Origin of the sequence: Neobacillus sp. NPDC097160 (assembly GCF_044762155.1) — a bacterium.
Taxonomy (GTDB): domain Bacteria; phylum Bacillota; class Bacilli; order Bacillales; family Cytobacillaceae; genus Neobacillus.
On the sequence record NZ_JBIWDU010000008.1, the window covers coordinates 80,148 to 105,619 of the forward strand.

The window sequence follows — 25,472 nt, forward strand, 5'->3', positions numbered from 1 at the left end:
CATTTATATACAGGCCTGTCTTCTAATTATTCATCCTGTAAATCAATAAAGAACTTCCCATTTTCATAGCTGCAAAAGGAAATTTTTTTTACATCGCGATATCCCTGTTTTTTCAATTCCTGGCGAAGCCACAGATTTGTCTTGTTAATTCTTTTTAAATTTTCTTCTTCAATATTGCCATCTAAAATGAGTGGAATCGTAATATCACCATTTTTAGATGGATTCTTTGGCTTGTTTGGGTCCTCTAATTTTTCAATGACAGATAAGCTTCCGGACGATTCTAATATGGCAAACTCCACGTCTGCAATACTGCGGATGTCCTTTTCTCGTAATTGGGTCATTAAATCATCGAAATTATAACGCTGCTTTCGCATTGCCACTTCGTCTATTTTCCCTCTGTTAATGATAATGCTGGGCTTACCCTCTACAAGATTACGAATTTTTTTGCTCTTTAATGAAATGATTGCCATGATGATTTGGATGATCATTAAAATAGCCATTGGTAATATCGCATGAAAAATCTTTACATTCGGTCTTTCTATGGCAACGACTGCTAATTCGCCTATCATGATAAAAACAACCAGATCGAGGATACTTAGTTCCCCAATTTCCCTCTTCCCCATTAAGCGGAAAATGACCAGGATGAGTAAATAAAATATTATCGTACGAACTAAAATCGTTAAATAATCTGCCACAGCTGTCGCTCCTTTTTTTCATTCTACGATATTGTTTACAATTCGAAGAGAAAAATGAGAGGAATTAACTACCAATCAAATCATTTCATGAAAAAGTTCTCAATTATTCATTCTACTTTTCCCACTTCATGAATACGCTTGTACTAGGAAAGAAACTTGTATTTACGGCCCTGCACTATAAAAAGAAGAAAAATCATGCAGGCCTAAAAGTTGTGAAGGGGGAGAGTCAAAATCGAATCGAAAAGCTTTGGTACATCCATTTTGTACGGATTGATTTTTATTTTTGCATTCGCCGTGTTAGTCAGCCTTATTTTTGCTTTTATCCTAAGGTTTACGTCCGCTCGAGAAGGATCGCTACAATATATTATAACGGCCTTATCATTCATTGGGCTATTTGGAGGCGGTTTTCTTTCAGGTGGAAAGCGGAAAGAAAAAGGCTGGCTTATTGGCGGAATAACGGGGCTTATTTATTCCCTTGTTGTCTTTTTATTTCAATACCTCGGCTATGATCGTTTGTTTGACGCAGAGCAAGTTATTTACCATACCTGCTACACGTTAATCGCGATGATGGGTGGAATTTTAGGGGTTAATATTGCAACCAACAATTCCAGGCGCTCAGCGTAAAATAAAAAGGAAGCCATAATATGGCTTCCTTTTTTGTTTACTATTTAGAAAGACTTACGCCTTCACCGGCGCTAGCATCAGTGACCTCACGAATAGCATTGCGGTCATATGTAAGACGGCTTCCGTCTCCACATTTAATCACGACTTTATTATCATCGATTGAGTCGATAAAACCATGCAACCCACCAATCGTGACAATTTTATCACCCTTCTTCAATTCGCTTTGCATATTCTGTACCGCTTTTTGGCGTTTTTGCTGCGGGCGAATTAATAGGAAATAAAATAACACAAACATTAATATTAATGGAATGATTGTACCCAAACCTTGCATCTTTGTTTCCCTCCTTTCAAAAATGTTCTATTAGAAATTTTTCGCGTTCGGTTTATTAAAACCATAACGTTCAAAAAACTCTTCTCGGAAATCACCAAGCCGGTCTTCCATAATGGCTTGTCTGACTTTCTCCATTAATCTTAACAGAAAATAGAGATTATGGTAAGACGTTAATCTTATTCCAAATGTTTCATCACATTTTATCAAATGCCGGATATAGGCTCGGCTATAATTTCGGCATGTGTAGCAATCACATTCCGGGTCAAGCGGCCCAAAATCTCTTGCATATTGGGCATTCTTCACCACAAGACGGCCATTGCTTGTCATTAATGTACCATTTCTGGCAATACGTGTTGGCAGAACACAATCAAACATATCAATTCCGCGAATGGAGCCGTCAATTAAGGAGTCGGGAGAACCCACGCCCATTAAATATCTTGGTTTATTTGCCGGCAGCAGCGGTGTGGTGAACTCAAGCATCCGATTCATGATATCCTTTGGTTCACCGACAGATAATCCGCCAATAGCATATCCAGGGAAATCAAGGGAAGTAAGATCTCTTGCACTTTGTTTACGAAGCTCCGCAAATTCTCCCCCTTGAACAATCCCAAACAGGCCCTGGTCTTCAGGGCGCTGATGCGCATGTAAACAACGCTCCGCCCATCTGGATGTCCGCTCGACCGACTTCTTCATGTATTCAAATGTAGCTGGAAACGGCGGGCATTCATCAAAGGCCATCATGATGTCAGAGCCAAGGGCATTCTGAATTTCCATCGCCTTTTCCGGTGATAAAAATAATTTTTCACCACTCATATGGTTGCGGAAATGAACGCCTTCCTCTTCAATTTTACGGAATTCACTTAAACTGAACACCTGGAACCCGCCGGAATCTGTTAAAATTGCACGGTCCCAATTCATAAATTTATGGAGTCCGCCAGCCTCCTTAATGATTTCATGCCCTGGTCTGAGCCATAAATGGTAGGTGTTGCTTAAAATAATCCCGGCGCCCATTTCTTTTAAATCTTCGGGCGACATGGTTTTCACGGTCGCAAGGGTTCCAACCGGCATAAATGCCGGGGTATCAAAGGACCCGTGCGGTGTATGTACACGGCCAAGCCTTGCCCCTGTTTGTTTACATGTTTTAATTAATTCATAGCGAATCGCAGTCAAATTTGTGTCTCCTTCCTTGTATTAAGGCGCTCCTTTAGATGATCATCATCGCATCACCAAAGCTGAAGAAACGATATTCTTCTTCAACAGCCGTATTATAGGCGTGCAGAATATTTTCTCTTCCTGCTAATGCACTGACAAGCATAATCAAGGTTGATTTTGGCAAATGGAAATTGGTGATCATACCATCGATGGCTTTAAATTCATACCCTGGATAAATAAAAATACTTGTCCAGCCGCTGCCCTCCATGAACTGTCCATCATTTTGGGAGGCAATTGTCTCCAATGTTCTCGTCGAGGTTGTCCCGACGGTAATAATTCTTCCGCCCTTATTTCTTACATCGTTCAGTAATTGTGCAGTCCCTTCTGTTACCATATAAAATTCGGAGTGCATATCATGCTCTAGCACATCATCAACACTTACTGGCCTGAAAGTACCAAGGCCCACATGCAGCGTAATAAAGGCGATATGGACTCCCATTTCTTTTATTTTTCCCAATAATGTCTCAGTAAAATGAAGCCCGGCTGTAGGAGCTGCTGCTGAACCAGGTTCACGTGCATAGACTGTCTGATAGCGGTCCCGATCATCCAACTGTTCTTTTATGTAAGGCGGCAGCGGCATTTCACCCAATTGGTCAAGCACCTCGTAAAAGATTCCTTCATATTTGAAGTCCAATACTCTTCCGCCATGGTCTGATGTCCCAGTGCAAATGGCTGTCAGAAGACCATCACCAAATTCAATTTCTGTTCCTTCCTTCACCCGCTTCGCAGGTTTGACAAGCGTTTCCCATTGGTCGCCCTCACGCTGTTTTAGCAGCAGGACTTCAATTTTGGCCCCTGTATCTTTTTTCACACCAAAAAGGCGTGCAGGCAATACCTTAGTATCATTTAAGACAAGGCAATCCCCTTCACGCAAATACTCGGTGATATCTTTAAACACTTCATGCTTAATCTCGCCAGTTTGCTTATTCAACACCATTAATCGGCTGTCTGTCCGATTTTTCAGCGGTACTTGGGCAATTAATTCTTCAGGCAAATGAAAATCAAACAAATCTACTTTCATCGTATGTCATCCTAATCTGTATTAAATTAATTACGGGGCAGGGATCTCCATCCCAAAATGTTGATATACTGCCGTCGTAACGACTCTGCCACGTGGTGTTCTTTGAAGAAATCCGATTTGAAGCAAATACGGTTCATACACATCTTCAATCGTTTCGGCTTCTTCTCCAATCGATGCGGCAATTGTATCTAAACCAACAGGGCCGCCGCGGAATTTTTCAATAATGCCTTTTAATAGTTTGTGATCGATATGATCAAGGCCAAGGCGGTCGACCTGCAGCAGCTCAAGCGCTTCTCTTGCAAGAGCAAGGTCAATTGTACCATTTCCCTTTACTTGAGCAAAATCTCTGACCCTGCGGAGGAGCCGATTGACAATCCTCGGGGTCCCTCTTGCTCTTCTGGCAATTTCTGCTGCAGATGGTTCATCAATTTCCGTATCAAATAACTCAGAGGTTCTCATGACAATATTTTTTAACTGATCTTCCTTATAATACTCGAGCCGGCTTAAAACTCCAAATCTATCCCGTAACGGGGCTGATAACGATCCAGCTCTTGTTGTCGCACCGACAAGCGTAAACGGCGGGAGGTCAAGACGGACAGACCTGGCACTTGGTCCTTTGCCGATCACGATATCAAGGCAGAAGTCCTCCATCGCCGGATATAGTACCTCTTCAATTGTTCTTGGCAGCCGATGAATTTCATCAATAAACAGCACATCCCCCGGCTCCAATGCCGTTAAGATTGCGGCTAAATCACCTGGTCTTTCAATCGCCGGTCCAGAGGTGGTCCGAATGTTCACGCCCATTTCATTGGCAATAATGACAGCAAGGGTCGTCTTCCCCAATCCCGGCGGGCCGTAAAGGAGCACATGGTCTAACGTTTCCTTCCGAAGTTTTGCCGCCTTTATAAAAATTTCGAGGTTTTCCTTCACCTGATTCTGCCCAATATATTGCTTTAAGGTTTGCGGCCGAAGGCTTTGTTCTATACTAATCTCGCTTTCGTTCACTTCACTAGAAATTATCCGCTCATCCATGAATGATCACCTATTTCAAAAGCCGCTGGAGGGCTTTTTTTATGTATTGGTCGGTTGACAGCTGTTCTTTTCGTAACTCAGGTGAAATCTTTTTAATCTCTTTTTCTGAATAGCCAAGGGCCTTCAGGGCAAGGATGGCTTCGTCAAAAGCCGTATTATTAGCATGTGCAGATAATGGAAGTTGATCGGCATTAAATAGATTCGGGAAGTAATCGGGCACAATATCCTGTAATTTCCCTTTTAGATCAAGAATCATTTGCCGGGCTGTTTTTTTACCTACACCCGGGAATTTAACAAGGAAGCCTTCGTCTTCATTTTCAATCGCCGTAACCACCTGCTGCACTTCACCAGAGGCAAGGATGGCGAGTGCCCCTTTTGGTCCGATACCTGAAACATTTAATAGTTTTGTGAACAGCCTTTTCTCTTCTCTTGTTTCAAAGCCGTATAGTGCCATAATGTCTTCACGAACGTAATGATACGTATAGATCGTTATCATTGTTTCCATTTTTCCAGCATAAATAAACGGATTTGGTGTAGAGATTTGAAATCCAATTCCATTATTTTCAATGACAATATATTCTGGACCGACAAATTCGACGGTTCCTTTTATAAATTCATACAATCGTATTCTCTCCCCCAGTTTCACTAAACTACATTCTACCATACAATTTCATGTTAGTTGTAGAAAATAGCTGCTCGGGGAAAGGTCGAACTATTCAGTTTTAGGCGATTCGCCGATATATCCTGAAATTCGCCGATAAAAGTTTAGAATTCACCGATATATCCTGAAATTCGCCGATATCTGATCAAAATTCGCCGATAAACTTAAATTGAGTTTAGAAAAAGTGCATGGAAAGGAAGATTCGCAAAAAAACAGGCTGATTTTTCTCAATCAGTCTGTTTAGGGGGCCGTTTCTATTCTATTTTAACGGAATAAGGCTTAAATGTTTCCAAAACTTCTACATAATGATCTTTTGATTTGATCGGGATACCTTGAATCAACTCTTCTTGTTTTTTACTTTCGAGCTTCTTAATATCTATTTGAAAAAAAGATTGAATGATTCGTGATTGACCCGGTCTTCCATTAAAAATGGTCAAAATACCATTTTCAGTAACTCCAAAAAACCCATTAGCTTTTAGCAATGGCGAAATATCATCCACTTGTTTTCTAAAGACAAACGTCGATTCATCCATGTCAGTTAGCTGCCACTGGTCATATTTAGCCCAAAAATTCTCCATTGACCAACAAGTCTCGTGGATCACTTCCTGACTAATTTCTCCATCAAGATAGATTCTTTCCAAAATAACCGTCATATTCAGCGGTAGCGCCTTTTGATCTGTTTGATGGTTATCTTGTTGTGCAGCCAGGCCTATAGGTACAGTCCCTGAAATGCTGCCGATAAACATGAAGAGAATAACAGTAAAAACGGCTATACCCAACCGGTACATTGCTATCCAATTGACCCTCATGTTACTCACCTCTTATTGTTAAAAATTGAACAATCTCTACAATCCTAGTTTAGCCTTTTTTTGCCTTTTTATCCGAGCCAGAATAAAAAGAGGGCAAAGCCTGAATGCTTTGCCCCTTTTTGACTTTAAGAATTGTCCAGCTTCAGCGTTTCTAATTACTTTCCACCCTTGTTGCGCTGAATATCATTATGAATGTTACGGTCGCGGCCGATGGTTCCCTCATCTGTAATAACGGTTACAGCTCGCCCCATCGCGTAAGGCTTTACCGCTTTTTTTATCGCTCTTTTTGTAGCAGCAGCTTTGTTGTTATCACGTAATGTCACTGATACAATGACTGTATTTCCGTAGGCTACGGACCTTACATCCTGGACATTATTAACAGCTGCCACTTTGTTTCGAATTTTATTGGAAAAATTGTCTTGGAAATCCGGATTCGTCGCAACTCCAGTATTTCCAATATTTGTACTTAAATGACCGTGATAATTCATATCGCTTGTACTGAAACGATTATCCCGCTGGAAAAAGTTTCGATCCTTCGTTGCTAACGGGGTCGTTGGATTTATGGGATTCCCATTTTTGTCCCTTTTTTGCAGCTGCCTTCTATTTTGTTCGTTGATTACTTGATCCTCAGCTCCAAGACTGTGGTCCATCATTTCTGTAATCGCACCATCATTATCTCTTACTAATTTATTACCATTATTCGGGTGGTTTTCATTAGAGTAATATCCAATCGGTCGTACCGGATTGTTAATATTTTCATTCACTCCGGCACGATTATTATTACTTGCACATCCCGCCACACCTAACATCAAAAAAGCGGAAAGAGGAATCATCCACTGTTTCTTGTTCAAGCGAAAAACCCCCTCGAAACAATCTGAGCATACATAACATGCTCATTTATAGGGTGTTATTATTGAGGGGATTTCATTCAGTCAAAATCATTTTTTAATAATTCCTGTAAATGGTCAATAAATTTTTTTCTTGTGTAAAACTGACTAATTGATAAATCCATTACTTGCCTGAGTTTTACAGGATCGGTATATGATTTTTCACGAATCAATCGGTTCCATTCGCGAAAAATATCGGCAGGAAAGGCTAAGGCATATAAAAAAGCCTCTTCCCGTAAATATTTTTGAATTTGTTTTAAACCTGCAAGCTTTTCAAATGACCAGTCGATATAGGGAAGAATCCGGTTAGCATATTGTAAATAATCGAATGACGGTGGACCGATACTGATTAAATCAAAATCAATTAAATGTAAACTTCCGTTCCTGTCTCGTAAAAAATTGTGATGGGCAACATCACCATGGAGGATGACAAAAGGCCCTTTTCGAAAAAAATCGCGATGCTTTTCCATGCCAATCAATGACCATTCGGCCCATGAAGTCATTTCCGAAATAAACGGTTCATTCATAAAATATTTAAGAAAGGGAAGATTATTTGAAAAAATATGAAGCCGCTCCGTCCATTTTTCCATTAAATGACCTTTTGGGAGCAATGTCCGATAGCGAGTCTCAAAAGCCGCTGTAGTCTTATGAAATTGTTCTATAAGTTCAATCCCTTCCCGCCGATTTTTTTGGGAATGAAAAGAAAAAGCCGTTTTATTTGGAGGGATGTACTCGATACAGCCAAAGTAATTCCCTTCAAAAAAAAGCTGTTCTTTTACAAGAGGGGCTAAAAATAAATATGTTTTTAAAAATCCTTCTTTCTTAAGTGTTGCGGTAAAAGCTTCTTGGAGCTTCAGCCTGCTATTCGTTTGATACCCTTTTATAATATAAGTATGTTTTTCTGTTTTTAGTAAAAAAACAGATTTTCGAATCGGGACCAGCTCGACGATTTCTTCAAAAAACTGTGACTGAAAATAAGAGAAGAGACGATTAAAATAATCATCGTCTCCTTTTTGGTTTACTGACCTATTAATTACTTTCATCTCGGTAACCCGGCATACCGTAGGGATTTGTTCCGACCGGCTCCATTCCATATGGATTCATATAGGGAGGCTGCGCAACATTGACTGGCCCCGTATATGGTGCACTGTAAATCGGCGGTGTTGGCGGGACAAAGTTATTCGGTATAGCATTAGGTGTCGCTCCGGCTGGCTGCATGGTACCCATAGAAGGTGCAGGCCCACAGCCGCAATCACCCATTGCACCTGTTCCTACAGGCAGCCCCTGCGGTGGAAGGCTCTGCATGGATGGCATTTGTCCATATGCAGCAGATGCAGCCAAATCGGACGATTCAAAACCGTGTACGCCCATTACTTGTGGTACTTGGCCACCCATTTGCGGATAACCGTATGGGGAACCTCCCGTCCCGTAAGGACTTCCTACTCCGGGATTTCCGTACATCGTTCCAGGCATGACTGGTGCTGATTGACCGAACTCAACCGGATTCTGTGCCGGAAACTCTCTTGCTGCAGGGTAACCAGTTGGCATCTGGCCGTATCCCGCTGGCATTTCTCCATAACCAGTCGGCATCTGGTCATATCCGGTTGGCATCTGGCCATAACCTGCTGGCATTTGGCCATAACCTGCTGGCATTTGGCCGTAACCTCCGTGCATTTGGTCAAATCCTGTTGGCATCTGGCCATAACCTGCCGGCATTTGGCCGTATCCTCCTGGCATCTGGCCATAACCTGCTGGCATTTCTCCATATCCTGCCGGCATTTGGCCGTATCCCCCTGGCATCTGGCCATAACCTGCTGGCATTTCTCCATATCCTGCCGGCATTTGGCCGTATCCTCCTGGCATCTGGCCATAACCTGCTGGCATTTCTCCATATCCTCCCGGCATTTGGCCATAAGCGGCTGGGTCCATCATCTGCTGCTGAAATGCCGGGTTTTGAGCACCCATCATAGCTCCCGGATTGTATGCCGGATTCACGACAGGCATTTGCGGCATAAAGGATGACGATTCATCATGGTAATATTGTCCTGGCATGTTTGATACACCAGCTACTGTTGGAGCAACGCCCGGAGTACCATGTATCATTCCCTGCGGCGGCATCATGGGCATTCCCTGCGGCGGTGCCATGGGCATTCCCTGCGGCGGTGCCATGGCCATTCCCTGGACAGGTGGATATGGCATCATTGGCGACACCGGGAACCCTCCACCAAACGGCGGACAGAAGCCTGGTCCCGGCATGACCGGTGTAACAGGGACACAATAATCTTCACAAGGCACTTCCTGTACAGGCAGTGGTGCTGGGATTGGAATTTCCTTCTTTGGAACTTCTTTTACTTCGGGAAGTATATTAGCTGGTTTAGGCGGCAAATTAGGCTGCATATTCGTCATGTTGGACATGTAATAATTGTTAATATCAATTTCTGGGACTACTTTCAGGGGCATTTTCGGAGTATAGGGTACTTTTGGTGCTTCTTTTAGTATAGGCTGTTCTTTAATTGGTACTTCTTTAATTGGTACTTCTTTAATCGGTATTTCTTTTTTTGGTATTTCCTTTAAGGGCATCTCCTTTTTCGGCATTTCTTTAATTGGTGCTGGTATTGGCTTCTCTTTGGCAAACGGATGCTCAGCGATTGGCATTTCTTTCTTTGCTCCCATTTTGATTGCAGTTCCGGATTTAGTTGTTCCCATAGGTGCTTCTTTTTTTATTGTTCCACCTGTTGTTGGGACTTTTATTTTCATACCGGGCATAATCATATCAGGGTTGCTGAGCTGTGAATTCATCTTTTTCAGATCTTCAAAATTCACGCCGTACTTCTTGGCGATCTTCCAAAGAGTATCCCCTTTCTGTACGATATGGATCTTCACTCTGATTTCCCTCCTATGGCATAAGTCCATATAGTGTATGTGGTAATGGGCAAAGTGCTAACATTCTTCAAAAAAACTTATGCTTATTTTTTGAAAAATATGAATAAGTCATGGAATAAAGGGGATTAATTCGATTCGCCGATAAATGCTCTTAATTCGCCGATAAAATGAAAAATCCGCTGATATAGTGGAAGGATTCGCCGATAAAGCGGCAATTTCCGCCGATATAGCAATTTGGAATGGGATATAGAACATAAAAAAGATGCAATTGGCTAAAATTGCATCTTTTTTTCGCTGTTTATGAATGTAGTAACATTTTTTCAAGTGCTACTTTTGCATTTTCCGCAATCTCGTCACTTACTTTAATGATGTTTTGATTATTTTCATCCTCAAGGGTATCCAAGCTCCAAACGAGGTGAGGCAAGTCGATTCTGTTCATCGTTAAACATGGACACATATGTGGATTTAACGAAAGAATCTGCTGCTCTGGATGATTTTTTATAAGCCGCTTAACCAAGTTCATTTCCGTTCCAATCGCCCACTTAGAACCAGGTTCAGCTGTTTCAATCGCATTAATAATATAACTCGTTGATCCCGCCATATCGGCTAATTCAACCACTTCACGACGGCATTCAGGATGAACAATGATTTTCATATCTGGATATTGGTAGCGGATATCGATGACATTTTTAACAGTAAAGTTTTCATGGACTGAACAATGTCCTTTCCAAAGGATCACTTTTATCCGTGAAACAACGCCCTCATATTCAAGTGTATGAGAAATTGGGTTCCAAATGGCCATTTCATCGAGACCTATTCCTAAATCAGCAGCCGTGTTTCTGCCTAGATGTTGATCTGGTAAAAAGAGAATCCGTTCCTTCTGGTCAAATGCCCATTTTACCATCGTCTCGGCATTGGAGGAGGTTACGGTTGCTCCGCCATTCGCTCCGACAAACGATTTTATCGCGGCAGTCGAATTGACATATGTTAACGGAAGAATCGTATCACCAAATATCCCTTGCAACATTTCCCAAGCTCTTTCGGTTTGCTGGATATCCGCCATATCGGCCATTGAACAGCCTGCGCGCATATCAGGTAAGAACACCTTTTGCTTTTCACTCGTTAAAATATCTGCCGTTTCCGCCATAAAATGAACACCGCAGAACACAATAAATTCGGCATCGGTATTTTCTGCCGAAACTTGAGCTAATTTTAGCGAATCACCGGTCGCATCAGCAAATTGAATCACTTCATCTTTTTGATAGTGATGACCCGGGATAAATAATCGTGAGCCCAGCTTGTTTTTTACCTCAAAGACACGCGCTTCTAATTCTTCCCGGGACATCTGCTTATATTTTTCCGGGATCATCTGATTGGTTTGTAAGGAAGCTAAAATGTTCATATTATGCCTCTCCTTTGTTCCAATTTACTTTTACACTAATGTCTAACGCTTTATAGGAATGGGTTAAAAAGCCAAGGGAAATATAATGAACTCCTGTATCACGATAGTCCTCAAGTTTCGTTATTTGGATTCCGCCGGAGGCTTCTGTAATGATTCCTTTAGGGACTAATTGAATAAGTTCCTTAATTTCATCTGGTGTGCGATTATCAAACATGATGACGTCAGCCCCTGCATTTACTGCCTCAATCACCTGTTCTTCCGTCTCGACTTCGACTTCAATTTTCACCATATGTCCGGCCTTTTTCCGAACGGCTTCAACGGCTCCCCAAATCGAACCCGCAAAGGAAATATGATTATCCTTAATCATGACGCCATCATATAAACCAAAGCGGTGATTAAAACCGCCGCCGCACCGGACCGCATATTTTTCAAACATGCGAAGGCCCGGGGTTGTTTTTCTCGTATCACAAATTCTTGTGAATTCGCTGTTCAGCGTGTGAACTGCTTTATGAGTAAGTGTTGCAATCCCGCTCATCCTTTGGACAAGATTAAGGACAACTCGTTCTCCTTTTAATAAGTCAGCAATTTTCCCTGAGACAATCGCAAGTTGCTGGCCGTATTGGATTGGCTCTCCATCTTTCACGAGTACCTGTGTTGTCATTTCATCATTTAACAGCTTAAAACCTGTTTTGATAATTTCTTCTCCGCAAAAAATCCCCTCGTCCTTTGCAAGGAAGACGATCTCTCCGTTCGTGTTTTCTGCAAAAATCAAGTCTGTTGTAATGTCCTGTTCCCCAATATCTTCAATAAAAAAACTCTCAAGTTGTGAGCGCAGTTTTAATTTGTTCACGTTTGTTCCCCATTTCACGTTTTTTCTTATGAGAGATTGATCTCCGTAACCAATTTTGGTCATCTTCAAACGGATAATCACTTCTAAAATGGCCGCCGCGGCTCTCTGTCCGCTTCAATGCTGAATCAGTGATCAGACTTGCCGTCAATACCAAGAAAATCTTCGTTAAATCTTGAACAGTGAACGAGTCCAGCCCACTTATTTCTTGGACCTTAAATTGACTTAGCCATTTTTGCTGCTTCTTTAGATCCACTTCATTTCGGACAATGCCGACTCGCTCCATCATGAAATCCTTTAATTCCTCGACAGAAGGCAGGTTGATTTTTTTCCGCATTAAACCATGATTAAAATGGTACAGTTCTTCGGTTTGAAAAGGTTCCTTCCCTGCTATTTTGATCCATTCGGATAGTTTTTTCCCTTGATACAATCCCTCTAATAGGGAATTACTCGCTAATCGGTTCGCACCATGGAGACCTGTGCAGGCGACTTCTCCAATGGCATAAAGTCTGTCAATGGAAGTTCGGCCAATTAAATCTGTTTTGATGCCGCCCATTAAAAAATGGCTTCCTGGCGCAACCGGTATTCTTCCTTCGGATAAATCGATTCCATTTTGCTCACAAAGGTCTGTGATCTGCGGAAATCGCTTTTGAAAATCTTTTATCTTCCTAATATCCAAATATACATTATTGCCTTTTTTCAAATATTCATAGATGGTTTGCGATACCACATGCCTTGGAGCTAGATCTTTATACGGATGTACACCTTCCATAATCGATGTACCATCATCCGTAACGAGGATGGCTCCCTCTCCTCTTACCGCTTCGGAAACTAGCCCTTTTGTTTCACCGTTTATATATAAAAGCGTCGGGTGGAATTGATTAAATTCCATATCCACGATTTCGGCACCCGCCAAATAGGCAAGAGCAATTCCATCACCGCTCACAGTTTTTGCATTCGACGTATAACGGTATAATTGTCCGCAGCCGCCAGTAGCCAAAATAATATGATGTCCACAAAAAATTTGAATGGTATCATCCGCCCGCTTCACTTTTACACCGATGCAGCGATTTTTCTCGGGATTTACTATCAATTCAAATGCAAAAGCATCTTCTTCGATGATTACATTTTCCGGAAGTCCGCTGATCAAAAACTCCATAACATTTTTCCCAGTAGCGTCTCCGCCGCCATGGACGATTCGATGTTCGCTATGGGCGCCTTCCATTCCAAGAAGCAATCCGCCCTTTTGATTTTTATCAAATACATCACTCTGACGGGAAATTTCCTCAATAAGCGATGGTGCTGCATAAATAATTTCCCGAACCGCTTCCTGGTTATTGTGAAATCTTCCGGCTTCTAATGTATCCGCCAAATGCTTTGATGGATGATCGTGTGTGCCAATTGCTGCGGCAATCCCGCCTTGGGCTAAATAGGAATTAGCCATTCGAATTTTCGACTTTGTGAGAACCCTCACATTCAAATCCTTACTTAAATGGACAGCTAACTGTAGAGCCGCTACCCCGCTTCCAATTATTACAACATCATTATTTATCATAGGTTGAGCCTCCTGGATTAACAGGTGTCTTGACATATATATTTACACAGAATTAAACTAAAAACAAGTACTATATTAAAAGTTATGGGAGAAAAAAATATGATCTATTTTGATTTTGCTGCCACAACTCCATTGGATCGGGAAGCTGCTGAGGTTTATGTGAAAGCTGCGACGGAATACTTTGGTAATTCCAGCAGCCTTCATGACATCGGGGGTCAGTCCACGGCACTACTTGAAAATTGCCGCGGGGAATTGGCTGCTCTTTTAGAGATTGATAAAAAAGGGCTCTATTTTACAAGCGGCGGGTCTGAGGGAAATTTTTTAGCGCTTGAGGCATTATTGTCTGCTCCTTTAAAGAATGGCAGACATATTATTTCAGGACTAGCTGAGCATTCTTCCGTCCATGGGGTCTTAAAAAGATTAGAAAAGGCTGGATATGAAATCACACTCATTCCGCTGGATGACTCGGGCCTCATTAATCTAGAACAATTAGTGGATTCGATAAGACCTGACACGATCGTAATATCCATTCAGCATGTGAATTCTGAAATAGGGACCATCCAGCCCATCGGGGACATTGCAAAAATTTGCAAGAATCAACAAATTCATTTTCACAGTGATATAGTCCAATCCTATGGGAAAATAGATTTAAAAAGTATTGCTCCGCTTGTAAGCAGCTTTTCTTTTTCTGGCCATAAAATCTATGGACCAAAAGGAATTGGCGGTGTTTATATTGATCCCCGCATTCCGTGGGAGCCGTTTTTTCCCGGTGGCTCACATGAACGAGGATTCCGGCCAGGTACCCTGAATGTTCCAGCGATTGCTGCTTTGACAGTTGCAGCGCAAAAAATAATGAAACACATTCCAGAGAATTTGGAAAAATTTTCGAGACTACGTGAGACTTTTATTGAGAGTCTCAAGCCGATTGAAGATCACATAGTCGTTTATTGTGGGAGTAAGCATTCACAGCTTCCGGGCATTATTGGACTTAGAATCTTAGGAATCGAAGGACAATGGATGATGCTTGAATGCAATCGTGCGGGATTCGCGATTTCAACAGGAAGCGCCTGCCAAATTGGCATGCAATCCCCTCTAAACGTCGCACAGGCATTGGGCTTAAAGAATGAGGAAGCAAAAGAATTTATCCGTATTTCTTTTGGACATTCCACAACGATGGAAGAGGTTTTACTACTTGGGGAAACCATCGTAAAAATCGCCCATGCATTTGCGGCGCCTCCTGTTATATAAATTTGGAAAGGTATGCTAGAATAAAAAAACAGATACGCTATGGGAGGTTACTATGACTGATCAGAAAAAAATATTGGGAGAGGATCGGAGGTCCTTAATTCTCCAGCTTCTCAAAGACAGCCTTGCACCACTTACGGGAAGTGAATTAGCGGCAAGGACGAATGTCAGCAGACAAGTCATTGTTGGGGATATTACACTTCTTAAGGCAAAAAATGAACCGATTATTGCCACGAGCCAGGGCTATATGTATTTAAAGCAAAATACCAGTATGCCTTTATTTGAAAGGACAATTGCCAGCAAACATACACCAAAGGACACAGAAAAGGAATTAAATTTATTAGTAGATCACGGTGTTTTAGTGAAGGATGTCAAAATTGAACATGCCGTTTACGGCGATTTGACGGCATCTATTATGGTTTCAAACCGCCAGGAAGTGAAGCAGTTCCTAAATAAGCTGCAAACAACCAATGCAGCTTTATTATCAGAACTGACAGGTGGTATTCATCTTCATACCATTTCCGCCTCGAGCGAAAAAATTCTCGATAAAGCAGAAGAAGCGCTGAAGTCTGAAGGATTTTTAATGGAATCGTAAAAGGACCCAATTTGGGTCCTTTTTTTGTGCATCTTCCTATAAACCTATATTAATCCAAATCCACGATAATGGATGGATAGCTTCCTAAAACTTTGACACCGCAGCCTAATGCCTCAAGTTCCGCAATCGCACCGGGAATCAATACCTCATCGAGCTTCATTTCCAGATCAATAATGAAAAAGTAATTGCCAATCCCTGTTTTCATTGGCCGAGATTCAATTTTAGAAAGATTTAATTTTCTCCAGGCAAAGGCCGATAACACTTGATGAAGGGCACCCGCCTGATCCGACGGCAGGGTAACCATAAGCGTCGTTTTGTAATGCGCTGAACCGCTAATCAACTCAAAATCCAAGTTCTGTTCTGACAGCACAAAAAAGCTTGTATGATTATAATCAAAATCATGAATATTTTTTTGCACGATTGCCAATCCGTATTCCTTCGCAGCTAATTCATTGGCAATTGCCGCTGCATTTATTCCAGGGCTCTCCATCACCATCTTTGCGGCGGCTGCTGTGGACGACACACTATCGATTGGCACGCCCTGAAAATGGGTATGCAGGAACTTATGACACTGGGCAATGGCGTGGGAGTGGCTGTATACCACGCTCACATCATGCCATCTTTCCATATTTCCCGGATGAACCATCAAATGCTGCTTGATTGGCAGTGTAATTTCGCCAACAATCGGTATTTGAACGACGTGGGTTAAATAATCGAGGGTGATATTTACTGAGCCTTCAAGGGCATTCTCAACAGGAACCACGGCTAAATCCACTTTTATATCGACAATTGCATCCATACTTTCAGGAATCGTGCGATACGGCTCAAGCTCGTATCCTGGAAAAACCTTTTTCACCGCGAGTTCGGTAAATGTTGCTTTTGGTCCTAAAAAACCGACTTTCATTGCTTCCACTCCCCTTATAAATATGAGCAAGCGCTCGTTCGGCGCTAATCCTCTTTTTCATAATTTTGCGTCAAATTCCTTTAAAAAGAAAGCTGAGAGCGGGCCTCAGCAGACATTAGTCCACTAGGCACCAGTTCCCAGCACTTCAACCTTCTCGACAAATTCAAGTTTTCGCAAGTTTGTAAGTAAATCGTCGAGGTCTGTTATAATATTCGACGTGTTTAACGACAAGGTCACATTGGCTCTGCCTTGCAGCGGGATCGTCTGGTGTATCGTTAATACATTACACCCTGACGACGCCACAACGCTTAACAAGTTGGACAGAGTGCCAGAGCGGTCTTCTAAGTGAAAGAAGAGCGAGATGATTTTTTCCTTCTGAATCGTTGAAAAAGGAAAGACGGTGTCCCTGTATTTATAAAAGGCACTCCTGCTTAAATCCACTTTTTGAACGGCATCTGCAATCGATTCTGCCTTGCCGCGTTCAAGCATGTCCTTCACATCAATCGTTTTCTTCATCGCTTCCGGCAAAACATCCTCACGAACCAAATAATATTTTTTATCAAAATTATCCATTTTCACTCTACCTCGATCTCTTACAAAACGTAGAAGGCGTTTCACGCCGCAATCATTACGACAATTTTACTGACTCGCTATTGCGGCGCTCAAACTACTCAATGAACTCAAATTCGAATTCTAACAATTTCACGATATCCCCATCTTTTGCACCCCGTTGTCTAAGGGCATCATCAACACCAAGTCCGCGAAGCTGGCGGGAGAAACGACGGACAGATTCTTCGCGTGAGAAGTCTGTCATCTTAAATAATCTTTCAAGTTTTTCACCTGAGAGGACGAATGAGCCATCCGGTTCCCTTGTGATCGTGAAGTTTTCTGGATCAGCCTCGTGTTTATATAGAACACGATGAATTCCGGTATCTTCCTCTTCATGCTCAAGCGGAAACTCCGGTGTTTCCTCAATTTTATCGGCCACAGCGAATAACAACTCACGCAGACCTTTCCGCGATACAGCGGAAATAGGGAAGATCGGATAATCCTCTTCAAGCTGCTCTACAAACTTTTCAAGGTTTTCTTCTGCATCAGGCATATCCATTTTATTGGCAACGATAATTTGCGGGCGCTCCGTCAACCTTAGATTATACTCTTTTAATTCACGGTTAATGGTCAGGTAATCCTCAAATGGATCCCTGCCTTCCGTCGCCGCCATATCAATCACATGAACAATAACCCTTGTCCGTTCAATATGACGTAAAAATTGATGACCAAGACCGACACCTTCACTTGCTCCTTCAATCAATCCCGGCAGGTCGGCCATGACAAAACTTCTGGCGTCCTCTGTTTCCACCATTCCGAGATTCGGAACAATGGTGGTAAAATGATATTCAGCGATTTTTGGCTTTGCCGAAGATACAACGGATAATAATGTCGATTTTCCAACACTCGGGAAACCAACAAGACCAACGTCGGCTAGTAGCTTTAACTCAAGAACAACGTCGCGCTCTTGTCCCGGCTCGCCATTTTCCGCAATCTCCGGTGCTGGATTTGACGGTGTAGCAAAGCGGGTATTTCCACGGCCGCCGCGGCCGCCTTTGGCAATGACAGCCCGCTGACCGTGCTCAACTAAATCGGCAATTACCTCATTCGTTTCCGCATCCATGACAACCGTTCCAGGCGGTACCTTGACAATCATATCCTTAGAGCCTCTACCATGCTGACCCTTTGACATGCCATGCTCACCACGATCTGCCTTAAAATGGCGCTTATAGCGGAAATCCATTAACGTTCTCAGCCCTTCGTTCACTTCAAAAACGACGCTGGCACCTTTTCCACCGTCACCACCGGCCGGACCACCATTTGGAACATATTTTTCACGACGAAACGCGACCATACCATTGCCGCCGTCTCCGCCTTTTACATAAATTTTGACTTGATCGACAAACATCTTATTCCTCCAGTCCTTACACATTAAAAAGCATCGCAGCTTTTTACAGTATAGGCATAAAAACTTCTAGTGTAAGTTCACTATTGCTAAATTCCTTGACCATTAGATCAACTATTCGGTCAGCGAAGAATTTTTCAATCAGTTCCCTTTTTATTATTATCCCGCTAAAATCAAAAAAGAAACGAATACCATCTGATTGCGGTTCAATTGTTATCGATAAATGATTTTCTTGAAATGGTTCAATTGCTTCATTTAAGCATGAAAAAAATAAAGTTGTCCAGCTTGTCATGATACCGTCGTCAACTTTTATTGATTCCGATTCGAGAAGCACCTCATATTCCAGTTTAAACGAAGGATTGATCCAATTAGATTTTAACAGCAGGGAAGCAAACAATGGCATGTGTAAATTCGAAAGCTTTGTCTCATGCTGTGCCTCGATCACTATTTCATCAATGACCGCTTTTGCCCGGTCGATTCGATTTAAATCCAAGTTCCCCTTTATTAACTGCAGCTTGTTTAACCAATCATGTCGTGAGTGCCGCAGCACCTCAACGATATCCCAATCTCTCTCCATACCCACACTCCTACAATACATGTCGGAACACTGTTTGCTGTTAGTATATCAAAAAAGTATCCATGAGTAAGCATTTTTATGCGAATGATTTCCTTTAAGGGGGAAAAAAAGTACCCTGAAGAGTAGTATAGAAGGGTTTCGCGGCAAAAAGAAAACTCTAACCAAACAGGTTAGAGTTTCCTTTTGATGTAATCCTTAAGCTTCTTGAGCTACTGGATAAACGCTCACTTGTTTACGGTCACGACCTAAACGTTCGAATTTCACGACGCCGTCGATTTTTGCAAAAAGAGTGTCGTCACCACCGCGGCCTACATTTTCACCTGGGTAAATCTTTGTACCGCGTTGACGGTAAAGGATTGAACCACCAGTAACAAATTGACCGTCTGCACGCTTAGCACCAAGGCGCTTTGCGATAGAGTCACGTCCGTTCTTTGTAGAACCTACACCCTTTTTAGATGCAAACAACTGAAGATCTAATTTTAATAACATTTATTCCACCTCCTGCTTTTTGAAGGTAATCTTTATGTGCTTTCCGTACTCTTCTTCAATCGTTCGTAATGATACAATCATAGCTTCAAGGATGAGCTGTACCTTCTCATGGATATCATCCGGAAGATCTTCCGGGACAACACAGCGGAGAAACCCATCTGCTCGATGTTCAAGGTCGGGAGTGATACCCGTCAGTTCGTGCACAGCGTTGATGGCACCTACCGAGACAGCAGATACGCCCGCACAAACGATATCCTTACCACGATCAGCAAATAAAGCATGACCGCTCATTTCGAAAGACTTAAGTCTTCCGGACTCAGTACGAGTAATCGCAATTCCAATCATCTATATCCAACACCTTACGCGTTGATTTTTTCGATGATTACTTTTGTGTAAGGTTGACGATGACCTTGCTTCTTACGGTTGTTTTTCTTCGCTTTGTACTTGAAAACAACGATTTTCTTCGCACGGCCTTGTTTTTCAACTTTAGCTGTAACGGTAGCGCCTGCAACAACAGGGCTTCCAACTTTTACAGTTTCACCGCCAACGAAAAGAACCTTGTCAAAAGTAACTGTTTCACCAGCTTCAACATTTAATTTTTCAATGTAGATTGCTTGGCCTTCTTCGACTTTAAGTTGTTTACCGCCAGTTTCGATAATTGCGTACATGAACTGCACCTCCTTATAAACTCAGACTCGCCATCCACAGGCGCCTTGCGAATCTCGCAAAATCTTACTACCTGTTCTGTGCGGTTGTAGCACGGGTGCGCTACAAACATAACATTAGAATACTAACATAATTTAGCGAAGAGTGTCAATAGCTTTTAGGGAGATATCCCGATCATCGCCAAATTGCTTCAGGATATAATACGGTTTCTCCGCCTGCTGTATGGAAAAATAAAGCTTTATATGAAGCAATTCTTCTAATGTCTCTCTATGAGCTTCATTTTTGCCTATAAGAGCATCTTTTACCTCTTCGGTTGTCTCAATAAGAATTGCCTCGAAATCAGCATGACGGTGCTCGAGCAGCTCTCTTTCAAGTCGGAACGCCATAGTTTCCGCACTAAGAATGCGGCCTGTGCCTTCGCAAACAGGACATTTCACTTGAAGTGCCTCTGATAATGAGACTTTTGTTCTTTTTCGAGTTAGCTGCAGGATTCCCAGCGGGGTAAAGCCGATGATTTTAGTCCTTTTTTCATCTTTGGTTAATTCGGTTTCGACTGTATCGAGGATCGATTGCTTGTCCTTAGCGCGTGCCATATCAATAAAATCAATCAGAACAATCCCGCCGATATCGCGAAGTCTGAGCTGTCTGATGATTTCCTTCGCAGCGAGCTGATTAGTTTTGAGAACGGTATCCTGATAATCACTTTTCCCGGAGAATTTCCCCGTGTTCACATCAATGATGGTAAGAGCTTCGGTTTCATCAAAAATAAGATAGGCACCCTGATCAAGCCAAACTATCCGCTTGAGGGCTTTGTCAATTTCATGCTCTACTTGGTTTGCTGAAAAAATATTCTCTTTTTCACTGTAGTAGGTGTGCTTTACTTTCGAGTTTTTCTTCTCGAGCATTTTTTTTACGGCTAGATCATCGACGATGACTTCGCCTGACTTCATCCTCGCTACTTGATCCAAAATAATTTCGATAAAGGTATCTTTTTGAAAAATTAATCCTGGCTTTTTTAGCGTTTTCTGTAAGAGTTCTTGGTAATGCTGTCTTAAAGATTGAAGCTCTTCTTGAATTTCTTCCTCCGTGCTTGAAATGCTGGAAGTGCGAAAAATTAAGCCCTCTTCTTCCGTTTTAAGACGGCTGCCGAGGCGGCGGAGCGCTGCCTTCTGGGATTCATCAGCGATTTTTTTCGATACAGCGACATAGCGTCCCTTGGGCATGTAAATAAGATTGTTTCCCTGTATTTCAATCAGCCCCGTTACTTTCGGCCCCTTTGTACCGGTTGCATCCTTGTCCACCTGAACGAGCATCTTTTCGCCTTGGTGAACAAATGAAGTGACGTTCTTTTGTTTTTCAGAGGAAAGGACGTACGATGGGAGGTTGTCACGGTGCAAATAGGCATTTTTCTCTTCGCCAATATCGATAAAAACAGCATTCATCCCCGGCAAAACCTTTGTAACAGTCCCAAAATAAATATTACCGACCAGCGAACGATGCTCTGGTCGGTCAAAAACGATATTTTCCACACGATTTGCGTTGATATAAGCAAATCGTTTTTCCCGTGCATTGTAATTAACAATTAATGTATCCAAACCTGGCGTCCTCACTTTATAAAAATAGCTCACTGCGCAAGCGCTCGGTTCCGGGCGCTTGCGCTTTTTTTCTATTATACCCTTTTTTAATATAAAAAGAGAAGGTCGCTGATTTTGTCAGTTAGGCGCTTTTCCGTGAAATAGGCGTGCAGGAGCTCGTTTTCATCCAATGTGCCTGTTTCCTTGCCACCCGCTTCGACAATAATTGGATGCTTGCAGCCGCGTTGGAATTTTTCCAATACATGGATGAGCAAATCCTGTTCATTGGCCTGGATCGGCTTCAATGCCTGTAAGCCTGATTTTTTTCCATAATAGCGCTCCAGTAAAAATCTCATAAAAATAAAGCGCCGCTGTTTCCACTCGTGATACAGCGAGAAAAACAAGAAGGCAATCACTACCCATACATTTATATGGGACGGGGCAGCCAGTAGAATGATGATGGAAAACATAAATAAGCTGACAAAAGAGATCATTAGTGTCAGACGATGAGCACTTGGAAAAGAATTTTTTAATGAGAGCAGTAAGAATACAAGCTTCCCGCCATCGAGTGGCCAAACTGGAAATAGATTGAAGACAAAGATCATTACGTTATAGTTGATAAATAGCTTACATAAATCCTCCGGGATCAAGTGCACGGTAAATAAGACGTATGCAGCCGCGACCATCCACACATGCTGAAGCGGCCCGGCAACAACGACAATCGTTTCTTCCTTTAGGGGACGATTGCCGTGTTCATCCATTTCGGCCACCCCGCCAAACGGCAGGAGAGTGATTTTTTTGATTCTCCATGAAAAAAAAGAAGCCGCAGCAGCATGCCCCATTTCATGTATAAAAATAATCGCGAGCAGCAGGCAGACTTCCAAGAAATACCCGGTAGCAATCGCTAGGGCAATCACAATCCACAGCAATGGATGGATATGGACATGTCGAAGTAAAATAATCGCTCTATTCAAAGCGAATCACCTGAATGGGGTCGATGAAATCATCGTCTTTTTTGATGGCAAAATAATACTTACCTTTTGTTTTATCTTCGCCAGTTGAAGTGGAAACAGTCCCTACGACAGCTCTTTTATCAATATGATCATATTTGTTGACTTTAATTTCTTCCAAATTCCCATACCAAGTTTCCGAATTATCGGGATGCTGGATAATGACGGTTTTCCCCAAACCATCTTTGACTCCCACGAAGGTTACAAATCCATCATCAATGGACTGAACAGCGGCACCTTTCCCTGTTTCGATCATGATGCCTTGGCCATTTTTTTCAAAGTTTTCAAGGATTTTTCCCATCGCCGGGACGGAAAAATTTGTCTCTTTGACTACTGACTTCTTGCCTGCTTGATCGTCCTCGGAAAATGGAAGCAGGGCCAGTGGTTTGCCGAACTTGTCTTCGTACCAGTTTGAAACAGTGGCAAACTTAAAATCCGTATCCATTTGCTTCACAACAAAGTCCCTTACCGGCTCAAAGGTTACGGTATGATTGCGAAACAAAATGGCAACCGTTAAAAAAAGAAGAACAGACGCCAATATTTTGAAAAAGAATACTTCTTTCTTAAATAATGGATGCCCGTCATCCCCGCCGCCGTTTCCGGAAGGGCTAATATAATTATAGCCGTATTTTTCTTCATCACCAGGCCAAGCAATTTGGCGTTCCGGTGTTTTGGCAGTTGACCCCTGTTCCCTTTTCCTTTTGGCGATGCGTCGCCGTATTTCCTCCGCTGAAGACCGCGCCATACTATCAACCCTTTTCCCACTTTTTTGTACAAGTCTATGAAGCGGAATGGCCGAGTATGACAATCGTAAATTTTATTGTTGTTTGGTCTAAAAATAAAAATAGCCTGTCCACTTATAAGCGGGCAGGCAAATCTATTTAGTGATAGGAAAGTATAAGTTTTCGACTTCGAGAATTGTCCAGCTCCAGACCATACGCCGCTGACCAGGGCGCTTGCGCTTTTCTTAACGAACGCCAAAAAACTTCTTAATTTTTGTAAATACGCCTTTGTTTGCTTCCTCAAGCGGCTGCAATGGGATTGATTCGCCAAGAATTCTTCTGGCAATATTCCGGTAGGCAATGGAAGCCCGGCTGTTTGGATTTAGGGCAATCGGTTCGCCGTGGTTAGAGGCTTTAATGACTTCTTCATCATCGGCGACAATGCCAATAAGCTCAATGGACAAATGCTGGGTGATTTCATCAATATCGAGCATATCGCCGCTCTTCATCATTTGATAGCGAATACGGTTGACCACTAATTTAGGCGCTTCCATATTCCTTTGTTTTTCAATTAGGCCGATGATTCGGTCGGCATCGCGCACTGCGGAAACCTCCGGCGTTGTCACGATAATCGCTTTATCGGCTCCGGCCAGCGCATTCTGGAAGCCCTGTTCAATACCGGCGGGGCAATCAATAATGATATAATCATAGTCTTGCTTTAATTCGGTAATCAGTTCCTTCATCTGCTCGGGCTTAACGGCTGATTTATCAACGGTTTGTGCTGCCGGCAGTAAATATAATAACCCATCAAAGCGTTTGTCCTTGACCAATGCCTGATGGACTTTGCATCTTTTTTCCACTACATCGACAAGATCATAAATGATTCTGTTTTCAAGTCCCATGACGACATCCAAGTTTCGAAGACCGATGTCTGTATCCACTAAGCATACTTTTTTGCCTTGAAGGGCCAATGATGTACCAATATTAGCAGAAGTAGTGGTTTTCCCTACTCCGCCCTTACCGGATGTAATTACTATTGCTTCCCCCACTTTAATGTCCCCCTTCGAATCTGTTCAGATTAGGCCTTAAATGAATTAAAACTTGTAATCTATCTACTATTATTTGCTGGTCCTCATCTATGTAAGCACATTCCATTTCCCGTTTTTCATTGCCTTGTACGGTGTCCGGCGCTCGATTGATAGAATCACTAATCTTAAGCTGAGTTGGTTTCATACTCGACGCGGCAATGACTGCCTGCTCGTTGCCAAAGCAGCCGGCATGTGCCACTCCTTTTAACGACCCCATGATAAAAATATTTCCGCCGGCAACCACCGTTCCACCTGGATTGACATCACCAATTAAAAGAACATCACCGGGGGCTTTGAGAACTTGTCCAGAACGAATAATACTGGAAACCGTCATGACCTCGTTTTCGGCCTTCAGCCGCTCCGCTTCTTCCTTTGTGATAACATCCGATTCAATATCATCCACCATTAAATTTTTCTTTTGGCGAATTAAGTCCTTTAGCTCTTCCCGCTGCACATCAGTTAAATAGCGATTGCCAACATTTACTTTCACAGAGATTAAGTTGCGCTCCTCCTGTGTCCTGGAGTTGGCCGAAAGCTTTTGATCGAGTTCCTTTTTTAGTTCCTCGTAGGAACATGTATCATCAAGATGAAGGACAAGTCCTTCCTTCGTTCCTTTTATTGTAACATTTTGCCGTTTTTTCATGGAGAAAATTCACCTCATAATTAAAAAAGCAATTTCGGAACAAGCA

28 protein-coding genes and 1 other annotated feature are annotated in these 25,472 nt (G+C 42.4%); of the genes, 3 read left to right on the forward strand and 25 right to left on the reverse strand.

Annotation, left to right across the window (positions count from 1 at the left end):
* Positions 1-26: 26 nt before the first annotated feature.
* Positions 27-695, reverse strand: coding sequence for a DUF421 domain-containing protein (locus ACIQXV_RS13000; RefSeq protein ID WP_402959420.1), 669 nt, complete (start codon positions 693-695; stop codon positions 27-29).
* A 261-nt stretch (positions 696-956) separates the two neighbouring features.
* Here ACIQXV_RS13000 and ACIQXV_RS13005 point away from each other — a divergent pair, with 261 nt between their 5' ends.
* Positions 957-1,319 (forward strand): TIGR04086 family membrane protein, encoded by a 363-nt coding sequence (locus tag ACIQXV_RS13005; RefSeq protein WP_402959422.1) that lies wholly within the window; start codon positions 957-959, stop codon positions 1,317-1,319.
* A gap of 40 nt (positions 1,320-1,359) precedes the next feature.
* Here ACIQXV_RS13005 and yajC read toward each other — a convergent pair whose 3' ends face one another.
* The 12 genes from yajC to nadB all read right to left on the reverse strand — a co-directional run bounded on the left by yajC (position 1,360) and on the right by nadB (position 13,959).
* Positions 1,360-1,650 carry a preprotein translocase subunit YajC gene (yajC, locus tag ACIQXV_RS13010; protein ID WP_402959425.1) on the reverse strand — a complete coding sequence of 97 codons (291 nt, stop codon included), beginning with the start codon at positions 1,648-1,650 and terminating at the stop codon, positions 1,360-1,362.
* Between the two features lie 30 nt (positions 1,651-1,680).
* The gene (gene tgt, locus ACIQXV_RS13015; protein WP_402959427.1) at positions 1,681-2,820 is read right to left on the reverse strand and encodes a tRNA guanosine(34) transglycosylase Tgt; all 1,140 of its coding nucleotides are present in this window, start codon (positions 2,818-2,820) and stop codon (positions 1,681-1,683) included.
* A 34-nt stretch (positions 2,821-2,854) separates the two neighbouring features.
* On the reverse strand, positions 2,855-3,883 hold the full coding sequence (queA, locus tag ACIQXV_RS13020; RefSeq protein ID WP_402959429.1) for a tRNA preQ1(34) S-adenosylmethionine ribosyltransferase-isomerase QueA: 1,029 nt from the start codon (positions 3,881-3,883) through the stop codon (positions 2,855-2,857).
* Between the two features lie 30 nt (positions 3,884-3,913).
* Positions 3,914-4,915 carry a Holliday junction branch migration DNA helicase RuvB gene (gene ruvB / locus ACIQXV_RS13025; protein WP_402959431.1) on the reverse strand — a complete coding sequence of 334 codons (1,002 nt, stop codon included), beginning with the start codon at positions 4,913-4,915 and terminating at the stop codon, positions 3,914-3,916.
* 10 nt (positions 4,916-4,925) lie between these two features.
* A complete protein-coding gene (ruvA, locus tag ACIQXV_RS13030; RefSeq protein ID WP_402959433.1) occupies positions 4,926-5,537 on the reverse strand; it encodes a Holliday junction branch migration protein RuvA in 612 nt (203 codons plus the stop codon).
* Between the two features lie 293 nt (positions 5,538-5,830).
* On the reverse strand, positions 5,831-6,385 hold the full coding sequence (locus tag ACIQXV_RS13035; protein WP_402959435.1) for a BofC C-terminal domain-containing protein: 555 nt from the start codon (positions 6,383-6,385) through the stop codon (positions 5,831-5,833).
* Between the two features lie 155 nt (positions 6,386-6,540).
* Positions 6,541-7,236 carry a YhcN/YlaJ family sporulation lipoprotein gene (locus ACIQXV_RS13040; protein WP_402959437.1) on the reverse strand — a complete coding sequence of 232 codons (696 nt, stop codon included), beginning with the start codon at positions 7,234-7,236 and terminating at the stop codon, positions 6,541-6,543.
* A 77-nt stretch (positions 7,237-7,313) separates the two neighbouring features.
* A complete protein-coding gene (locus ACIQXV_RS13045; RefSeq protein ID WP_402959439.1) occupies positions 7,314-8,315 on the reverse strand; it encodes a phosphotransferase in 1,002 nt (333 codons plus the stop codon).
* On the reverse strand, positions 8,302-10,155 hold the full coding sequence (gene safA, locus ACIQXV_RS13050; protein WP_402959441.1) for a SafA/ExsA family spore coat assembly protein: 1,854 nt from the start codon (positions 10,153-10,155) through the stop codon (positions 8,302-8,304). Before safA ends, ACIQXV_RS13045 begins: the two co-directional genes overlap by 14 nt.
* A 298-nt stretch (positions 10,156-10,453) precedes the next feature.
* The gene (nadA, locus tag ACIQXV_RS13055) at positions 10,454-11,557 is read right to left on the reverse strand and encodes a quinolinate synthase NadA (RefSeq protein WP_402959442.1); all 1,104 of its coding nucleotides are present in this window, start codon (positions 11,555-11,557) and stop codon (positions 10,454-10,456) included.
* Position 11,558: 1 nt separating this feature from the next.
* Entirely contained in the window at positions 11,559-12,407 is an 849-nt protein-coding gene (gene nadC, locus ACIQXV_RS13060; RefSeq protein ID WP_402959444.1) for a carboxylating nicotinate-nucleotide diphosphorylase, read from the reverse strand.
* Positions 12,376-13,959, reverse strand: a complete 1,584-nt coding sequence (gene nadB / locus ACIQXV_RS13065) for an L-aspartate oxidase (protein ID WP_402959446.1) — start codon at positions 13,957-13,959, stop codon at positions 12,376-12,378. The genes nadC and nadB overlap by 32 nt, the downstream gene beginning before the upstream one ends.
* Before the next feature lie 99 nt (positions 13,960-14,058).
* Between nadB and ACIQXV_RS13070 the strand changes: the two genes are divergently transcribed.
* A complete protein-coding gene (locus ACIQXV_RS13070; RefSeq protein ID WP_402959448.1) occupies positions 14,059-15,207 on the forward strand; it encodes an IscS subfamily cysteine desulfurase in 1,149 nt (382 codons plus the stop codon).
* A gap of 52 nt (positions 15,208-15,259) precedes the next feature.
* A complete protein-coding gene (locus ACIQXV_RS13075) occupies positions 15,260-15,799 on the forward strand; it encodes a transcription repressor NadR (protein ID WP_402959450.1) in 540 nt (179 codons plus the stop codon).
* 49 nt (positions 15,800-15,848) lie between these two features.
* On the opposite strand, the gene pheA is transcribed toward ACIQXV_RS13075, so the two are convergent.
* The 12 genes from pheA to minC form a co-directional block, all read right to left on the reverse strand.
* Entirely contained in the window at positions 15,849-16,703 is an 855-nt protein-coding gene (pheA, locus tag ACIQXV_RS13080) for a prephenate dehydratase (protein ID WP_402959452.1), read from the reverse strand.
* Between the two features lie 123 nt (positions 16,704-16,826).
* Positions 16,827-17,276 carry an ACT domain-containing protein gene (locus ACIQXV_RS13085; RefSeq protein ID WP_402959454.1) on the reverse strand — a complete coding sequence of 150 codons (450 nt, stop codon included), beginning with the start codon at positions 17,274-17,276 and terminating at the stop codon, positions 16,827-16,829.
* A 94-nt stretch (positions 17,277-17,370) separates the two neighbouring features.
* Entirely contained in the window at positions 17,371-18,660 is a 1,290-nt protein-coding gene (gene obgE, locus ACIQXV_RS13090) for a GTPase ObgE (protein WP_402959456.1), read from the reverse strand.
* 43 nt (positions 18,661-18,703) lie between these two features.
* A complete protein-coding gene (locus ACIQXV_RS13095) occupies positions 18,704-19,234 on the reverse strand; it encodes a Spo0B C-terminal domain-containing protein (protein WP_402959458.1) in 531 nt (176 codons plus the stop codon).
* A 195-nt stretch (positions 19,235-19,429) separates the two neighbouring features.
* Positions 19,430-19,723: a 50S ribosomal protein L27 gene (rpmA, locus tag ACIQXV_RS13100; protein ID WP_101652028.1), complete on the reverse strand. Its 294-nt coding sequence runs from the start codon at positions 19,721-19,723 to the stop codon at positions 19,430-19,432.
* Positions 19,724-20,068 (reverse strand): ribosomal-processing cysteine protease Prp, encoded by a 345-nt coding sequence (locus tag ACIQXV_RS13105; RefSeq protein ID WP_402959460.1) that lies wholly within the window; start codon positions 20,066-20,068, stop codon positions 19,724-19,726.
* Between the two features lie 14 nt (positions 20,069-20,082).
* Positions 20,083-20,391, reverse strand: coding sequence for a 50S ribosomal protein L21 (gene rplU, locus ACIQXV_RS13110; RefSeq protein WP_402959462.1), 309 nt, complete (start codon positions 20,389-20,391; stop codon positions 20,083-20,085).
* 13 nt (positions 20,392-20,404) lie between these two features.
* Positions 20,405-20,487 (reverse strand) — a sequence feature (ribosomal protein L21 leader region).
* A gap of 36 nt (positions 20,488-20,523) precedes the next feature.
* Complete coding sequence (locus ACIQXV_RS13115; protein ID WP_402959464.1) at positions 20,524-21,984, reverse strand: Rne/Rng family ribonuclease; 1,461 nt, start codon at positions 21,982-21,984, stop codon at positions 20,524-20,526.
* Positions 21,985-22,070: 86 nt separating this feature from the next.
* The gene (locus ACIQXV_RS13120; RefSeq protein ID WP_402959467.1) at positions 22,071-22,937 is read right to left on the reverse strand and encodes a M50 family metallopeptidase; all 867 of its coding nucleotides are present in this window, start codon (positions 22,935-22,937) and stop codon (positions 22,071-22,073) included.
* Positions 22,930-23,718 carry a peptidoglycan DD-metalloendopeptidase family protein gene (locus ACIQXV_RS13125; protein ID WP_402959469.1) on the reverse strand — a complete coding sequence of 263 codons (789 nt, stop codon included), beginning with the start codon at positions 23,716-23,718 and terminating at the stop codon, positions 22,930-22,932. Before ACIQXV_RS13125 ends, ACIQXV_RS13120 begins: the two co-directional genes overlap by 8 nt.
* Before the next feature lie 222 nt (positions 23,719-23,940).
* A complete protein-coding gene (gene minD, locus ACIQXV_RS13130) occupies positions 23,941-24,744 on the reverse strand; it encodes a septum site-determining protein MinD (protein WP_402959471.1) in 804 nt (267 codons plus the stop codon).
* A 1-nt stretch (position 24,745) separates the two neighbouring features.
* Positions 24,746-25,426: a septum site-determining protein MinC gene (gene minC, locus ACIQXV_RS13135; protein WP_402959473.1), complete on the reverse strand. Its 681-nt coding sequence runs from the start codon at positions 25,424-25,426 to the stop codon at positions 24,746-24,748.
* Positions 25,427-25,472 lie beyond the last annotated feature (46 nt).

Coding starts and splice junctions, on each gene's coding strand:
- ACIQXV_RS13105 (WP_402959460.1), bottom strand. CDS start 20,068: ATGATTGGAATTGCGATTACTCGTACTGAGTCCGGAAGACTTAAGTCT.
- pheA (WP_402959452.1), bottom strand. CDS start 16,703: ATGAAAGTCGGTTTTTTAGGACCAAAAGCAACATTTACCGAACTCGCG.
- ruvB (WP_402959431.1), bottom strand. CDS start 4,915: ATGGATGAGCGGATAATTTCTAGTGAAGTGAACGAAAGCGAGATTAGT.
- ACIQXV_RS13035 (WP_402959435.1), bottom strand. CDS start 6,385: ATGAGGGTCAATTGGATAGCAATGTACCGGTTGGGTATAGCCGTTTTT.
- ACIQXV_RS13085 (WP_402959454.1), bottom strand. CDS start 17,276: ATGGATAATTTTGATAAAAAATATTATTTGGTTCGTGAGGATGTTTTG.
- queA (WP_402959429.1), bottom strand. CDS start 3,883: ATGAAAGTAGATTTGTTTGATTTTCATTTGCCTGAAGAATTAATTGCC.
- ACIQXV_RS13095 (WP_402959458.1), bottom strand. CDS start 19,234: ATGGAGAGAGATTGGGATATCGTTGAGGTGCTGCGGCACTCACGACAT.
- nadA (WP_402959442.1), bottom strand. CDS start 11,557: ATGAACATTTTAGCTTCCTTACAAACCAATCAGATGATCCCGGAAAAA.
- rpmA (WP_101652028.1), bottom strand. CDS start 19,723: ATGTTATTAAAATTAGATCTTCAGTTGTTTGCATCTAAAAAGGGTGTA.
- yajC (WP_402959425.1), bottom strand. CDS start 1,650: ATGCAAGGTTTGGGTACAATCATTCCATTAATATTAATGTTTGTGTTA.
- minC (WP_402959473.1), bottom strand. CDS start 25,426: ATGAAAAAACGGCAAAATGTTACAATAAAAGGAACGAAGGAAGGACTT.
- ACIQXV_RS13125 (WP_402959469.1), bottom strand. CDS start 23,718: ATGGCGCGGTCTTCAGCGGAGGAAATACGGCGACGCATCGCCAAAAGG.
- ACIQXV_RS13045 (WP_402959439.1), bottom strand. CDS start 8,315: ATGAAAGTAATTAATAGGTCAGTAAACCAAAAAGGAGACGATGATTAT.
- obgE (WP_402959456.1), bottom strand. CDS start 18,660: ATGTTTGTCGATCAAGTCAAAATTTATGTAAAAGGCGGAGACGGCGGC.
- ACIQXV_RS13075 (WP_402959450.1), top strand. CDS start 15,260: ATGACTGATCAGAAAAAAATATTGGGAGAGGATCGGAGGTCCTTAATT.
- rplU (WP_402959462.1), bottom strand. CDS start 20,391: ATGTACGCAATTATCGAAACTGGCGGTAAACAACTTAAAGTCGAAGAA.
- nadB (WP_402959446.1), bottom strand. CDS start 13,959: ATGATAAATAATGATGTTGTAATAATTGGAAGCGGGGTAGCGGCTCTA.
- ACIQXV_RS13070 (WP_402959448.1), top strand. CDS start 14,059: ATGATCTATTTTGATTTTGCTGCCACAACTCCATTGGATCGGGAAGCT.